Genomic DNA, 15893 nt, shown 5'->3' with positions numbered 1-15893 from the left:
GGTCGTTTGGCTTAGAAGGTCAGATTCAGGTTAACTCCGTACCGGCGGGTCGTCGGCGTTTGCAGGCTTGAACTACCGCCACTCAGGTAGTTTTCGAGGTCGATGTCTCGCTTCTCGGCGAAGTATAATAGGTTACGACCCACAAACGAGATACTGGCCTGCCGGAACCCGATACGCTGGGTAAATGACTGCGGCAGGCTGTAGCCGATGACTACCTCGCGGAGTTTGGCAAACGAACGCGACATCAGGTTGCCTCCGTTGGGACCGTACCGCCGGCTGATGTAGTCCTGCAGGTATTGCTTTGTGTCGTTGGGGGCAAACTGCAGTTCGTTAAAGTTGGTTACGTTGCCATCCGGGTCGTACTTCAGCACCCCACCGTTCGCAATTTTCACACCTTCACCCACGTACGACTTGATACCTTTGGTATCATTTACTCGGGCAACTCCCATTTCGCCCTGTACCGTTTCGATATGGCGACCACCGCGGAAGGTCTGCCGCTGAATGTAGTTGGCAATCACCCCGCCCACGCGACCGTCGAACTGGAAGCTGAACGTGACGTTCCTGTAGCTGAACCGGTTGTTGAGTCCCCACACAAAATCGGGGTTGATGTAGCCCAGAAACTGCGAAACCGGGTTGATGATTGGGCGACCACCGGCATCGTTGATGAGCTGCCCGTCCGGCGTGCGCACAAACGTCTGGTCGTAGTATTTATCGGTGCGGTCACCTACTTTCAGGAAGGTGTTCAGTGTCGACAAACCGGGATAAATTTCGGTCAATCGCTCCTGAAAGGTCGACCAGTTGGCCAGCACATCCCAGTTTAGGCCGCTAGGCAGTCGTAAAACCTGCCCCGTCAATGATAATTCTACACCTTTCTTCTCGGTTTTGATACCGTTCACGAGCGCGGCCGAATACCCCGTCGCTTCCGACAGCGGCAGGCTGAAGATACGGGGACCATCTTCGCTGATAAAGTAGGCCGCATCAAAAGCCAGCCGGTTGCGCAGGAAGCGGACATCCAGACCCGCTTCAAACTGCGAGGTCGAGTTCGGTTTGATGTTCCGGTTGTTCAGGGTGTTGGTAAAGTAAGCCGCCGGCTGGTTGTTATACACCAGTGGCGTGCTGTATACGGCTGCGTTCTGGTACGTCGGTCCGTCGTACGACGAGGCATAGTTGTCGCCGTAGCCCAGCGGGAACGATAATCCCGGCGTTGAGCCGATGGTGCTCTGGGTCAGACCGTCTTTTACGTTGGCGTACGAACCACGCAGTTTCAGGAAGGAAATAGCGGCCGGCAGTTTCACGTAGTCCGAAATAACCGTGCTGAGCGCTACCGACGGATAAAAGAATGTATTGTTCCCCTTAGGTAGCGTCGAGAGTTTATCGACCCGACCCGTGGTGGAGAGGGTCAGAATGTCCTTAATGGTAAAGTCAGCCGAGTAATAGGCCGAATTCACCCGCATATCGGCCATATAGTTCGAGAAGAAACCCGGCCGGGCTGAGTTGGCGAAATTATACACCCCCGGCACGTTCAGGTAGTTGGTGGTGGCGTAGTTGGAGTTGTAGTTGAAGACCCGCAGGTTGCCTCCGGCAATAGCGTTGATGTTCAGCAGCGAACCAATCTTCTTATCAAACTTCAGCAAGAGCTCGGTATTGCTGTCGAACAGGTTTCGGCGGTCTTCACGGTAATCGCCCATAGCTTCTTCGCGGCCGTAGGTGCCCATCGAATACGGAAACTTCTCGTTACGCAGCAGGTTCCAGGTCGTCAACTGGGTGCGCACGGTAGCGTCCAGGCCGGGCAGGATAGTGTACCGCATCGACACCTGGCCAATTACGTCATTCTTGTAATGGCCCCGAAGCCAGTACCTGGCCATAAACCAGGGGTTGTTGTACCGCTGGTATTCGGCATAAATCTGCTGGATACCTTCTTTGCCCGGCTGCCAGATTTGTTTCATATCGTCGATGTTCCAGTCGGCACCACCCCAAATAATGATATTGTATATCATGGAGTTCGGGCCGTAGTTTACATCCGGGAAGTTCGGGGTATACTGGCGATTGTACTGCAACGCCGACTCGAACCGCAGCTTCGGCGTAAAATTGTAGCCGGCCGTGACGTTGAAGTTGGTGCTGTTTAACTGGGAGTTCGGCACGATGCCGCGCTGATACAGATGCGACATCGAGAAGCGCAGGTCATGTTTTTCGCCGGTCGAGGATATGGCAATGTTGTTGGTCGACAGAATACCGGTTTGGAGGAAACGGGCGAGGTTGTCTTTCCCCCGCGCAATGTACGGCGTAGGCTGCCGGTTACCCGTAAACTTTGTTCCGTTGGGAAAGGTGGTTGTAAAGGTCTGACCGGGTACCAGCGGACTGTCGTACTGCGGAATCGGCTGCCCCTCAAAGCGAGGGCCCCACACATCATAATCACCATCGTTCAGGCCACCGCCCCGGCCGTCGGCAAAGGCGTATACCCCATGGTCACCGGGGCCATACTCGTCCTGCACCTTCGGAATGGCGTTGAAGCCGCGGTCGAACATCTGACTGGTATTCACCTCTACCGAGAAACCGCGTTTGTCTTTGGAGCCCCGTTTGGTGGTGATAAGAATGGCTCCGTTCTTGCCCCGAAAACCGTACAGCGCCGAAGCGGAGGCTCCTTTCAGCACCGAGTAGGTTTCAATATCGTCGGGGCTGATGTTCCAGGTATCCGAATTGATGGGCACCCCATCCACCACGAACAGGACATCGGTATTTCCCCGCAGCGCGATGGCCGGCCGGCGCAATAGTTCGGGCGAGGCACCGATGGTCAGACCCGCTACTTTACCGGCCAGTCCGTTAACAGCGTTGGGTTCACGGGCTTTAATCAGGTCTGAGCCCGTAACGGTCTGAATGGCTACCCCCGTTTGGCGAATGTCTTTCCTGATACCCAAAGCCGTAACAATGACTTCATTCAGCGACTGCGTACTGGGCGTTAAGGCCAGGTTAATCGTCGATTGGTTACCCACTCTGACCTCCCTGGACTCAAACCCGATGAAGGAGAAAATCAGCGTAGCGTCGCGGTTGGGTACAGAAATGTTATAGGTTCCGTCGGCGCGGGTGGTTGTGCCGATGGTGCGGTCTGCGGTACCGGTGCCTTTTACCACAATGGATACCCCCGGCAACCCGGCCGCATTATCAACGGCTGTGACTTTACCGCTTACGGTAAGCTGAGCCCAAACCGAAAAAGGCAGCCAGCAGCAGACACCAATCAACAGCGCCCGAAGCGAAGGAAAGCGCCTTGTTCCTGATTGTACATGTAAATACATAGTGTGATGGAAATGGAGTTAAGACGTGCAGAATCGAGCAACGCAGAAAAGAAGAAGTATAGCTGGTGAAACTTACTTCCGCAGGACAGGCAAAAATAGACCGGCAGTATTAAGCAGGTATTACTGCAATATGACGGTTCTGTGAATTCAGGGAATCAATAATGTGCAGTAGGTTAACTGCAGGAATGGCAAGCAGACTAAACCCCGGAAAACGAATAGAGGCAGCCATATCAATGGAGTGTTATCAGGAGGCTAATGTATTGATTTTAACTAAATAACCAAACACCTGTGGCAGTTTATATATAGTATGCAAGCCTACTGGGACAGATAGGTGTAGTGCTGTTTGGCTGTCGATAAGGGGATTGGCCGGCACCTGGTGCGAAGGACTTCGAAAATTGTCTCATCAGGGTTATTGAATAGCGGAAGAACAACCGGCCGATGTGTAAACAAGCCGGGCAAGGACCATTGGTATCGCCGATGGTTACCTTGCCGGGCTTAAAAGCAAAACCCTACTGGTATGCCTTCACGCCTGGGGGGCCGGTTATCTCAGTAGGGTATCTTTACTTGCCGCTGCGAAGATAGCAGTTATACATCTGCTGAAGCCTTCAAGCCGAAAATTTTATATAGAATGCTGCTTCACCCTCAGCTTCTGCCGTTTCACCGCTGTTCCGATTGAAGCCAGGGCTTGCCTGAACCTATGTTTGTAGCCTATCCACACTTAAAACTAGGTTCATGCAAGCCAACACACCATCTATTCTGCGCCCGGCGCTGTCCCTGTCTAAAAAGCTGTTATACGTTGCTGTGGCCGGGACGGTGGCCTTCACAAGCTGTAAAAAGGAACCGGGCGTTGAGCCAACTCCGACAACGCCTGTCGTTCAGCCACTGACCCTCAACGAAAGCATCAAGGTCAACACTGAACTGGTCGACCGGATAGCCGATCCCGAACTGCCCGATTATATCGTCTCAAAAAACATTGCCGTTGGGGCCGAACTAACCATCAGACCCGGCGTGGTTATTGCCTTTGACCGCGACGTCCGGATGGATATCAACGCCGACGGGCTGGTGATTGCCCAGGGAACAGCCGCCAAGAAAATCCGCTTTATCGGCCTCCAGAAAACCAAAGGGTTCTGGGCAGGGATCGCCAATTACTCCCGCAGCAACGCCAATATCTTCGAACACGTCGATGTCATGCACGCCGGTAGCCGTACCATCTTCAGCACCACCAAATCGGGCATGTTCATTTCCGGCAGCCAGTCGCAGTTCGCCTTTAAGCATACCACTTTTTCGCAGAATGACGGCTACGGCCTATACGTATATGACGGTGGTATTCTCCGCGAGTTCTCGCAAAACGCGTTTACCAGCAATACCGAAGCCGGTATCATGGTCGATGGTGCCAACGTAGTCAAACTCGATGCGGGGTCGACCTTCACCGGCGGCAACGGCCGTAACGTAGTTGACGTGACGTCGGGCGGCATCCGCAGCAGCAACGATGTGGTCTGGACCGGCTTCGCCGATAAAACCCCCTACCGCATCAGCGGTGACTTTGCCGTCGAAGCCGCCTGGATTCTGAATCCCGGGGTTACGCTGGAGATGAACCGCGATGCCGTCATCCGCATCAACACCGGTGGGTATTTGCTGGCGAAAGGCACCCCGACCAGCAAAATCACCTTCACGGGTGCCACGCGTACGGCAGGTTTCTGGAGAGGCATTATCTGCTACTCCGCCGACAGCAAGAACCTGATCGAAAACGCAGCGATCAGCTATGCCGGCAGCAACGTAATTGTCTCCGGCAAAAAAGCCAACCTCGCCATTTACGGCAACCGGGCTACCATGACTATTCAGAATACGCAGATCAGCAACAGTGGCGGCTACGGCCTGTTTGTTAGCTACGGCGCATCGGTAAATACAGACGTAACCACAGCGAACAGCTTTGAATCCAATGCTCAGACCAACGTCATGATTGAGAAATAAGCCTGTAGTCCTGACCGCAACGCGCCCCCACTCTGGCCATCCGGAGTGGGGGTGCTTTTGTTTTAAGTTGACTAACCAATCAGGAGGTTTCGTCGATGGGTTTCCAGCTATGGCTGTCCTGATCTTCCCACGCTCCACGAAAGAGGGTATTGGCGCGCTCCGCTGTAAGCTTTTCACCGGCCACTACCAAACCAAACTCATCATTGAAGGCCGAAACTTCGTAGAAATGCGGGGTGCGTATTCGATTGAGGATCTTCGTAATATCCTCCCAGTTGGGCTGCGTCTGGCACGGCCACCGCATAGCCGCCATTTTGAGTGTATCGTTGTATAGGGTCATGGGTAAACGGGATTATGGCCGGATAATAAAAACGATAACTACGTAGTTCCGGTTTATGCTTATTTGCACGACTAAACGGTTTGATACTCTGTCCTTTTTCACCTAAACCTGATCCTGCTATGGCAACCCAACTGGTAACGTTTTACGTTATGACCAGCCTGACGCGGTCTGTTTTTCACAACGCACGGCTGCGGGGCAGCTGGGATGAACAGGGTCGCTACGCCGACACCTGGACCGAAACCCCCATGCAGGAGCAAACCGGCCCCGATGGCTGCCCGATGTTCACGGCCTCACACCCGTTCCACCTGGCCGATCAGGCCCGGACATTCCGGTGGGGGGTGGTGCTGGATGGCGTTCAGCTGACCAATTTCTGGGGTATTCCGACCGAAGTACCCGATCCGGAGTCGAAGGAGCGCTATCGCGAATTCAGGCTCACCGGCGATGAAACCACTCCGCAGACAGAACATTATTACCTGACGTACAGCCGCCGGCTGGGAGCCAACAAATTCTTCGCGCCGGGTAGCCTAACACCTCGCCTGCGTTTTGGGGTCTGGGCACCCCACGCCCAAACGGTCGAGGTAGTGTTTGGCGATCAGGCCATTGGCTATATTGCCGATGACGGTACAGGCATTGATCCGGCCATGCCGGTGGTTGCCCTCACCCGGTCGGCAGATGGCATCTGGGAAGGCGGACCGGCCGGCGATTTCGACACGTTTAAGAGCCTGCCGTATATGTACCGCATCGTCAACGCGCAGGGGCAGACCGTCTACCGCACCGACATCTTTTCGCGCAGCCAGATTGGGCGCGGCCATATCAACCCGGCCCGGGAACATTGGTCCAGAACACTCGACACCCTGGACGGCACTGTGAGTTGCAGCGTGGTGATTGACCCGGATGTGGTACGCCGGCACTTCGAGTCGACCCCAACGGGTGACCTGCCCGACCTGATTCCGGCGGAGGAGTTCTGGGCCGGCGAGTTTACCGCCGGCGTACCGGTACCGAGCCGCGTGGAGGATCTGGTCATCTACGAGTTGCACATCGGCTCACTGGGTTTCGGCAAAACCGGTCCCGGTGATCTGAGCGACGGCATCGCTTTTCTGGACCACCTGACTGAGTTGGGCGTCAATACCGTCGAGCTGCTGCCGATGGCGGAGTTTTCGGGTAGTATCGCCTGGGGATACGGCGATACGCACCATTTCTGCATTGAATCCAGCGCCGGGGGCCGCGACAAATACCGCCATTTTGTGCGGGAGTGCCACCGGCGCGGCATTGCCGTGATTCAGGATGTGGTCTACAATCACTACGATTCCGAAGCAGAGCGGGCGCAATGGCAGTATGATTCAACCGCGCCCCAGCAGAACAGCTACTACTGGTACGAGGGCCATCCCAATGACTATGCCTTTCCGGATGGAGGCTATCTGGACAATGGCTCCACCGGCTATACACCCCGATTCTCCGAGGAAATTGTCCGGCAGCAGTTCATTAGCAGCGCCGTTTTTCTGGTAGAGGAAATGCACGTGGATGGGCTGCGCGTGGATCTGACCCAGGCGATTCACCGCGACAATGTCCTGCACGCCAACGGTCGTTCGGTAGGGAGGGCTAACGTATTCGGCCAGAAGCTGCTGCGGGAGTGGAGCCGCACGCTGCACATGATTCGCCCTACGGCCATGCTGATTGCCGAAGACCATACCGGCTGGGATGCCGTGGTCGAACCACCCGGCCAGGGCGGGCTTGGTTTCGATGCCACCTGGGAGGTATCCTTTTACCACCACCTGATCGGCGATTCGGACAGTGCCGGCGACCGGGCCCGACTGCTGAAACAGGCCGGATTCGGCACTAATGAACCCTTACGGCTGGATGCATTTGCCGGCGCACTGCACGACAGCCAGTACCGACGGGTAGTTTTCCACGAATCGCACGACGAAGCCGGTAACGCCGGTGGCACAGCCCGCACCCTGGTAACCGCCGTGAATCATGCACCCATTGTTGGCCCCACCCGCGTAGCGGCCGAAGCCCGCAGCCGCGTTTGTTTCGGCCTTTCGATGCTCTCGGCCGGTACGCCTATGTTTTTTATGGGCGAGGAGACCGGCGCACAAAAGCCATACACGTACGACAAATTCATTACGCACCGGGAAGACATCCTGGGTGATAAAACCGGGCACGGCAAAGCCCTCTTCCGGTTTTACCAGGACCTCATCAGCCTCAGCCGGCGGCTGCGCTCTATTCGCGGCCGGAACATCGACATTCTGCACGTATCAAATGCCAACCGGGTCCTGGCCTTCAAGCGCTGGGAAGGTAACGAGCAGGTGATCATAGCAGCCAGTTTCAGCAATACACCTTTTGCCGGCGGCTATGTCATTCGGAAAGATCCGCTGGGAATTCCGGATGCGGGCTGGAAAGAGATATTCAACAGTGATGCGGCTCTGTACGGTGGTCAGAACGTGGGCAATGCCGGGGCTACCATACCCTCCCGAAACGCCAGCCTCAACGTGGTCATTCCCGCCAGCGGGTTTGTTGTGCTGGTCAGGCAGTAAGGGCCCTGACCAGCACATACATACTAGCTGGCAGCCTTGTATACCATTACCCTTTCTTTACAACCTCAAACTTGCCCTCGGCATTAAAAGTCAGAATGTAGCTGGTTTTTTCCACCTGCACCTGAATATTGTACCGCTGGAGCTTCCCATCGAGTAGTATGGCGTTGCCTTTCACAAACGTCCAGCTTTTGTAGGTAGCGTTCAGGTACTCTACAATGGGGCCGGGCAACGTTCCCGCTGTTAGCGGCTTTTCTTCCTGCTTCGGTGTCGGCTGAGACGACTTGATCAGTTTTCCATCACCATCAAAGACGAAAGAAGCCATTGTCCCATTTTTAGAAGCTGCAATCTCGTAAAACGTATGACCCTCATTATCGAAGTACTTCATGCCTTTTTCGAAGGTGTACTCTTTCAGGTACGTCCGTATGGCTTCCGGAAGTTCCGAAACCGATTTGATTGCCTGCGGCTCCGGCGGAGTCATCGTGCTTCGGAGCAGCTTACCCTCGCTACTGAACGCCATTTCGTACCGTTTACCGTCTTTGTATACCACTGCCGTGTACGTCTTTTTGCCGTCTTTGTCGGTCAGTAGCATCCCCCGCTCGAAGGTATAGCCCGTCAGGTAGGCAACAGCCGCAGCAGGTAAGTCATTCACCGACTTCAGCGCTACCGGCGGAACAGAAACGCTCGCCTTCACCAGCTTACCATCTTCCCCAAAACTTAACTCATAAATAGCATCACCTTTCTGGGCTACAATGTAGTAGATCTTCTTACTCTCACTTTCCATCACCACCAGCCCTTTGGCAAAGGTCAATCCGTTCTCCTGTAAATACTGGCGAATGGGAGCGGGCAGATCATCAGCCCGGCCAATCGGATAGTTTTTGGGCATATCATCGGTCGGTGTAGCCGAAACAGTGGCTTTGAACTCCAGCAGCAGCGCCCCTTTTTCGTCAAACACCAGCGTTACTTCTTCTTTCTCACGCCGGAGCAGCACCTTGTAGGCCTTCTTTTCATTCTGCCGGCCCTCTCCCGCAGCAATCAGTTTATAGTCCGGGTAGTTTTTCTGGATGTACTCCTGCGCAGCCGTCGGCAATGATACCCCAACTCCGCTTCGTTCACCCGACGCGGCTACGGCATAATCCTCCAGCATAGTGCCTTTCGCGTTGATTCGGGCCTGACGGTTTTTAGCCTCTACCACAAACCGCGACTCCCAAACGTTGCCTTTATCAATCTCCGAAAAGCTCAGACTGGTGGCCGCCGGATACGCTTTACGTACCGCCTGGACGACCACGGCCGGCACGTTGGCAAAGTTCTTATCCACAACGCCGGCCGAATCATCGGGCTGCACCTCCAGCCGACGACAGGAACTCACCCAGACTATCGTAAACAACATGAACAGCACGCATAACTTTTTCATACCTGTAAGCCGTTTAATTTCAGCAACTAAGATAGTCTTCCAGCCGAATAGGTTGTAACCCGCCGGTAAATTTTTCAGCAGAAGTCCTGCCCGATGGTATATTCGTAAAAACTCACGAAACATGAAAGCGCTATTTCGTATTCTTATCATTGTGCTGCTGATCGGCGGGGCCATCTACCTGTTCGCCAAACTCAACAACACGTCGCTCAGCCCGGATACCATCGACCTGGCGGTGGAATGCCCACCCGTCGATGATATGCTGGTGACGGCCACCGTCGACGTCACCGTTACCAACCGCTCCTCCCGGTCGCATAAAGACGTATCGGTAAAAGTCATCGCCTACGACGAGAAGGATAAGGTCATTAAAGAAAAATACACGACATTCGACCGTACGCTGGCCGCTCACGCCAGTTTTTCAAAGCCCGTTACCCTGCCGGTCCGTACCAAACGCTGCTCCTGCGAAGTAGTCAGCTCCCATCCGGAGTAAGCTCCTGTTCCGCGGGCACCAAACCCGTTAAGCAAGTAAATGACCGCGTCATCCTTCTTTCCAAAAGGAAGAAATAGTTAACCCTAGCCTTATGAAATTACACTTGATTTTATTTGTTCTCTGCCTGTCTGCCGCAGCACGGGCGCAGGATAACCCCATTGGTATCTTTGACACCAGTGCCGACATTGGTAAGCCAAAAAAAGCCGGCTCAGCCCGATACGACCCGGCTACCCAAACGTATACGCTGAAAGGGGGCGGCTATAACATCTGGTTTCAGCGCGACGAGTTTCATTACCTGTACAAAAAGATCAAAGGCGATTTTATCCTCAGCGCCAACTTTGCGTTTATAGGTACGGGAAAGGAACCTAACCGGAAAATCGGCTGGATGGTGCGCGAATCGGCCGATGCCGACGCGGCTCACATCAGTGCCGTAGCGCATGGCGGAGGCCTGACGGTGCTACAGTGGCGGCTGCTGAAAGGGGCCTACATGCGCGACCCGGACGATGAAATCTTTACCCCTAAAAAAGGCTACCAGATTCTGCAACTGGAACGGATCGGCAAACGCTATACCCTGAAAGTAGCCCAGCCGGGCGAACCGCTCCAAACCATCGGCTCGAAAGAGATGGAGACGCTGAAAGACGAGGTACTGGCCGGCCTGTTTATCAGCGCCCATAACGAAGAAGCCGTAGAAGAAGCCCGCGTCTGGAACGTCCGCATCAGCCGCCCCGTTGACCCCTCGCTGAAACCTTCCGAGCAGAAAATTCAGGGCAGTCGCCTGGAAACCATGAATGTATTCGACGGGAAGCGAACGGTCATCTACCAATCATCAGCCCGCTTTGAAGCCCCCAACTGGCTGCCCGACGGCAAAACGCTCCTGTTCAACGAAGGCGGCTCACTGTACAAAATTCCGGTGCAGGGCGGAACACCCGATAAATTCAGTACCGGAGCGCTGGACCGCAACAACAACGACCATGGCATCTCCTTCGACGGGAAGATGCTGGCCATCAGTCATCACCGGCAGGGTTTGACTGGTGGCGGCTCCACGGTGTATGTACTCCCGCTGGGAGGGGGAACCCCCAAACAGGTGACTGAGGCCACCCCCTCCTACTGGCATGGCTGGTCGCCCAGCGGCAAAGAGGTGCTGGTGGTAGGTCAGCGCGGCACCCCCATCTTCGACATCTATAAAGTTTCGGTGGATAGCGGGAAAGAAGTGAACCTGACCAGCAACGGCCCCGGCAGCCACGCCGACGGGCCGGAGTACTCACCCGACGGCAAGTGGATCTACTACAACGGCAGTTCGACCGGCACCATGCAGCTCTGGCGCATGAAACCCGACGGCACCGGCAAGGAGCAGCTCACCTTCGACGAGTATAACGACTGGTTTCCGCACATTTCGCCCGACGGTAAGTGGATTGCCTTCATCTCGTTTATGCCCGACATCGACCCCAGTGCCCACCCCGCCAACAAACAGGTCATGCTGCGCCTGATGCCCACCGCCGGCGGAGCGCCCAGAGTGATTGGTTATTTGTATGGGGGCCAGGGTACAATGAATGTGCCGTCATGGTCACCAGACAGCCGGCAGATCGCCTTTGTGAGTTATTTCTGAGCTTGGTACAGGCAGGCGGGTCATAGTCCTGCTTTTCGGGAAGGGCTATCTTCCTGCCTGGTGACCAATGGCCTGTATCGACGTCACAATCAGAAAGTTCAGGCAGTGTATCATAGCCATCCGGGGCCGGGTTCAACAAGACGTTTCCAGCCCTGGCAGACGTCACTCGGGTAGTTTACCCTATCCGGATATTTTCTAAAAATCCGTTTGGTGAAGCGGCCGGAAATGCGTAAATTTATAGGGTTAAACAACTTAAAAAATTGGCTAAATCTAACATGGCACAAGCAACAGCTAATGCTAATGACAACAAGCTGAAGGCACTCCAAACCACCATTGAGAAACTGGACAAGGCCTATGGTAAAGGTACTGTTATGCGGCTGAGTGAGAGCAAGGTCGTCGACGTTCCGGTTATTTCTACAGGTTCACTGGGCCTTGACCTGGCACTCGGTATCGGTGGTGTTCCCCGCGGCCGTATCGTTGAGATCTACGGTCCGGAATCATCCGGAAAGACCACGCTGACCATGCACTGCATTGCCGAAGCGCAGAAGAAAGGCGGTCTGGCCGCGTTCATCGACGCCGAGCACGCGTTCGACCGGGTCTATGCCGAAAAGCTTGGTATTGACACAAACAACTTATTGATCTCTCAGCCGGACAACGGTGAGCAGGCGCTCGAAATTGCCGAGCACCTGATCAGCTCCGGCGCTATTGATATCATTGTTATTGACTCCGTAGCTGCCCTGGTTCCGAAAGCCGAACTCGAAGGCGAAATGGGTGAAAGCAAAATGGGTCTTCAGGCCCGTTTGATGTCGCAGGCCCTGCGGAAGCTGACAGGTGTGGTCAACAAAACCAACTGCTGCTGCATCTTCATCAACCAGTTGCGCGAGAAGATCGGTGTGATGTTCGGTAACCCTGAAACTACCACTGGTGGTAACGCCCTGAAGTTTTACGCGTCGGTGCGTCTGGACATCCGCCGGATCGGTCAGATCAAAGAAGCGGCCGATAACATTACCGGTAACCGCACGAAGGTGAAAGTGGTGAAGAACAAACTGGCCGCTCCGTTTAAAGTAGTCGAGTTCGACATCATGTACGGCGAAGGTATTTCCAAAGTGGGTGAGGTGCTTGACCTGGCCGTTGAGCTGGAGATCGTGAAGAAGTCCGGCTCCTGGTTCTCATACGACGGCAACCGCCTGGCCCAGGGCCGCGATGCCGTGAAAGAACTGCTGCTGGACAATCCCGAATTGGCGGCTGAACTGGAAGCGAAGATCCGGGCGAAGGTAAACGAAGTTGAAGATGCGCTGCTCGATCCGATTGGTGGTACCGAAGACGACGACGAGGGTGTAATCGAAGATTAATCGGCAGTTACCTGCCAAAAAGAAGCCCCGGCCTGTTGGTCGGGGCTTTTGCTTTATGTATAGGGCCCCATCCCGGCGGCTCTCGACACCCACCGGGACGGAGGCTCGTACCTAGCGGCTTTCCATAGCCACAAACTCACGGAGTTGCGCGCCAACGTATACCTGGCGCGGCCGGCCGATGGGCTCTTTCTGCTCACGCATTTCTTTCCACTGCGCAATCCAGCCCGGCAGACGACCAATGGCAAACATCACCGTAAACATATTGGTCGGGATACCAAGGGCGCGATAGATAATCCCCGAATAGAAATCAACGTTCGGGTACAACTTGCGGGCAATGAAGTACTCATCGTTGAGGGCGGCTTCTTCCAGTCCCTTGGCAATTTCCAGGATCGGATCATTCACGCCCAGTTTGCTGAGTACATCGTCGGCGGCCTTTTTAATGATTTTGGCGCGGGGGTCGAAGTTCTTGTACACGCGGTGACCGAAGCCAAAGAGCCGGAAGCCGGAAGTCTTGGCGTTCTTGGCCATATCGATGTATTTTTTCACATCACCGCCGTCGGCCTTGATGTCTTCCAGCATCTCAATCACCTCCTGATTGGCTCCACCATGCAGTGGTCCCCACAGGGCATTGATACCGGCCGAAATAGACGAATAGATGTTGGCCCGTGACGAACCGACCAGCCGCACCGTTGAGGTCGAGCAGTTTTGCTCGTGGTCGGCATGGAGGATCAGCAGTTTGTTGAGCGCATCGGCAACCACCGGATCAACCGTGTACTCCTCCACCGGCAGTGCAAACATCATGTGCAGGAAGTTGGAGCAGTAGTCGAGGTTATTTTTGGGGTAGTTGATCGGGTGCCCCTGCGATTTCTTGTACGACCAGGTAGCAATGGTCGGCAGTTTGGCCAGCAGGCGGATGATATGGGTTTCCGTTTTGTCCGGCGCTTTATCATTGTACGAATCGGGATAAAACGCACTCATGGCACTCACCAATGAAGACAGGACGCCCATCGGATGCGCATTGATGGGGAAGCCTTCAAAGATTTTGCGCATATCTTCGTTCACAATGGTGTGTGTGCGAACGGCATGCTCAAAGTCCTGATACTGTTGTTGAGACGGTAATTCTCCGTAGATCAGCAGATACGCTACCTCCAGAAAGCTGGCTTTATCGGCCAGGTCCTCAATCGAATAGCCCCGGTAGCGGAGAATTCCCTGTTCACCATCGAGGAATGTGATAGCGCTTTGGGTAGCACCGGTGTTTTTATAGCCCTTGTCTAAAGTAATAAATCCGGTTTGGTCACGGAGGTTAGAGATATCGATTGCGCTTTCGTCTTCGGTACCGGTAACGACCGGGAACTGATACGATTTGCCATCGATAGAAAGTGCAGCGTTTGCCATAGAATATCAGCGTAAAATATTCAGAAGTAACGGGTTGTATTAAGGCGAGCAGAACAGGAAGAGAACTAAAGCGCTTTTCCCAGGCAAATCCTCGCCGGGCGAAATTAACCAAAAACCTAAAACAGTGGGTGAAGATTTGGCAAAAAAGCCGATTTAATAGAATATTATACCTATAGCCCCTTGCGCTTACCGGTTGATCCTCATTATTTGTAGAGGGTACCGCCCTTCATCACCAACCGTATCTGGCGTACCTGTGCTATGTTTTGCGTTGGATCACCCATAACCGCGACCAGATCCGCCAGCAGCCCTGGCCGCACACGACCCCGATCTGCCAGATGGAATACATCGGCATTGACCGACGTTGCCGACCGCAGTACCTCCAGGGGTTTCATGCCGTATTCGACCATCATCTCCAGTTCGCGGGCGTTGTCGCCATGGGCAAATACGCCTACGTCCCCTCCGAAGCAGATGGTCACGCCCGCATCCAGCGCCTGCCGGAAGGTGATTCGCTTCTGCCGGATTCGCTCCGGTTCCGGCTCACTCCCTTTTTTCCAGCCCCGGTACTGACTCACGGCATCGCCGGCGGCCAGCGTTGGGCACAGGGCGGTATTGTGTTGTTTCATCAGGGCAAATATCTCCGGCGTACCGGCATCGCCGTGTTCCAGGGTTTCGCAACCGGCCAGAATGGCCCGGCGCATGCCTTCCGCCGTACCAGCATGAGCCACCACCGACCGGCCGCTGCTTTTGGCTGTCTCTACGATCAGCTTCAATTCGTCCAGCGTATAGGTGGGCCGGGCGTCGGCCATGAGGCCCCAGCGATAATCGGCATAGACTTTTACCACATCGGCTCCCTTACCAATCTGACGCCGAACGGCCTGAATAAGCTTATCGTGTCCGTCGGCCTCTTCGGCCCCCTGCGGCACCTCAATATCTGGGCTAAATCCCTTTGGGGCATAGCTGCCGGTAGCAATGAGTGCCCGCGTGGCTACGATCATGCGTGGTCCCGGAATGATGCCCTGGTTGATGGCCTGTTTCAGCCCGACATCATCGTAATCGGCCCCCTCGGTTCCCAGATCCCGCACGGTGGTGAAGCCGGCCAGCAAGGTTTTCTCCGCGTGAACCGTCGCACGCGCCACCCGCAGCGAACGAGCTTCGCGCAATACCTGATCGTCCCAGGGGGTTTCGTTGTAGGGGTGCAGCAGCAGGTGAGAGTGGCCTTCAATCAGGCCCGGCATCAGCGTGGTACCTTTCAGGTCAATTACTTCGGCACCCGCAGCATTCACCGCAGCCGGACGCCCAACGGCCTCAATCTTCTCGCCTTTGACGAGTACGACCCAGTCGGCATGCATCGTTTCGCCATCAAAGACCCGGTCGGGGCGGAGGAGGTAGGTTGAGGTACCAACTCCGTACTTGGGCTGTGCCTGAGTCACGGCAACGGACAAACCCATCAGTAGCAAGGTTAGCGCGGGGAGCAAGTTACGGAATATCATACGCAGGAACGGACAAAGCG

10 protein-coding genes are annotated in these 15893 nt (G+C 54.9%); 5 read left to right on the top strand and 5 right to left on the bottom strand.

Annotation, left to right across the window (positions count from 1 at the left end; all coding sequences use genetic code 11):
• Positions 1-11: 11 nt before the first annotated feature.
• Entirely contained in the window at positions 12-3290 is a 3279-nt protein-coding gene (locus ABD931_RS12935; RefSeq protein WP_345267711.1) for a SusC/RagA family TonB-linked outer membrane protein, read from the bottom strand.
• 732 nt (positions 3291-4022) lie between these two features.
• Here ABD931_RS12935 and ABD931_RS12930 point away from each other — a divergent pair.
• Complete coding sequence (locus ABD931_RS12930) at positions 4023-5261, top strand: right-handed parallel beta-helix repeat-containing protein (protein ID WP_345267709.1); 1239 nt, start codon at positions 4023-4025, stop codon at positions 5259-5261.
• Between the two features lie 79 nt (positions 5262-5340).
• On the opposite strand, the gene ABD931_RS12925 is transcribed toward ABD931_RS12930, so the two are convergent.
• Positions 5341-5598, bottom strand: a complete 258-nt coding sequence (locus ABD931_RS12925) for a hypothetical protein (RefSeq protein ID WP_345267708.1) — start codon at positions 5596-5598, stop codon at positions 5341-5343.
• Positions 5599-5717: 119 nt separating this feature from the next.
• On the opposite strand from ABD931_RS12925, the gene ABD931_RS12920 reads away from it, so the two are divergent.
• Positions 5718-8132, top strand: coding sequence for an alpha-amylase family glycosyl hydrolase (locus tag ABD931_RS12920; protein ID WP_345267706.1), 2415 nt, complete (start codon positions 5718-5720; stop codon positions 8130-8132).
• A gap of 46 nt (positions 8133-8178) precedes the next feature.
• On the opposite strand, the gene ABD931_RS12915 is transcribed toward ABD931_RS12920, so the two are convergent.
• The gene (locus ABD931_RS12915) at positions 8179-9543 is read right to left on the bottom strand and encodes a PepSY-like domain-containing protein (RefSeq protein WP_345267704.1); all 1365 of its coding nucleotides are present in this window, start codon (positions 9541-9543) and stop codon (positions 8179-8181) included.
• A gap of 121 nt (positions 9544-9664) precedes the next feature.
• Here ABD931_RS12915 and ABD931_RS12910 point away from each other — a divergent pair, with 121 nt between their 5' ends.
• From ABD931_RS12910 to recA, 3 genes are all read left to right on the top strand, one after another.
• Positions 9665-10030, top strand: coding sequence for a hypothetical protein (locus ABD931_RS12910; protein ID WP_345267702.1), 366 nt, complete (start codon positions 9665-9667; stop codon positions 10028-10030).
• Between the two features lie 91 nt (positions 10031-10121).
• On the top strand, positions 10122-11636 hold the full coding sequence (locus ABD931_RS12905; RefSeq protein ID WP_345267700.1) for a TolB family protein: 1515 nt from the start codon (positions 10122-10124) through the stop codon (positions 11634-11636).
• 275 nt (positions 11637-11911) lie between these two features.
• Positions 11912-12988, top strand: coding sequence for a recombinase RecA (recA, locus tag ABD931_RS12900; RefSeq protein WP_345267698.1), 1077 nt, complete (start codon positions 11912-11914; stop codon positions 12986-12988).
• 111 nt (positions 12989-13099) lie between these two features.
• On the opposite strand, the gene ABD931_RS12895 is transcribed toward recA, so the two are convergent.
• Together ABD931_RS12895 and ABD931_RS12890 are read right to left on the bottom strand one after the other, a co-directional pair.
• Positions 13100-14383 (bottom strand): citrate synthase, encoded by a 1284-nt coding sequence (locus ABD931_RS12895; protein ID WP_345267696.1) that lies wholly within the window; start codon positions 14381-14383, stop codon positions 13100-13102.
• 203 nt (positions 14384-14586) lie between these two features.
• Complete coding sequence (locus ABD931_RS12890) at positions 14587-15831, bottom strand: metal-dependent hydrolase family protein (RefSeq protein WP_345267694.1); 1245 nt, start codon at positions 15829-15831, stop codon at positions 14587-14589.
• Positions 15832-15893: the final 62 nt, after the last annotated feature.

Origin of the sequence: Nibrella viscosa, from assembly GCF_039541875.1 — a bacterium.
Lineage (GTDB): Bacteria > Bacteroidota > Bacteroidia > Cytophagales > Spirosomataceae > Nibrella > Nibrella viscosa.
The sequence above is the reverse complement of the archived record's forward strand: the minus strand, read 5'-3'. Positions and strand labels throughout refer to the sequence as shown.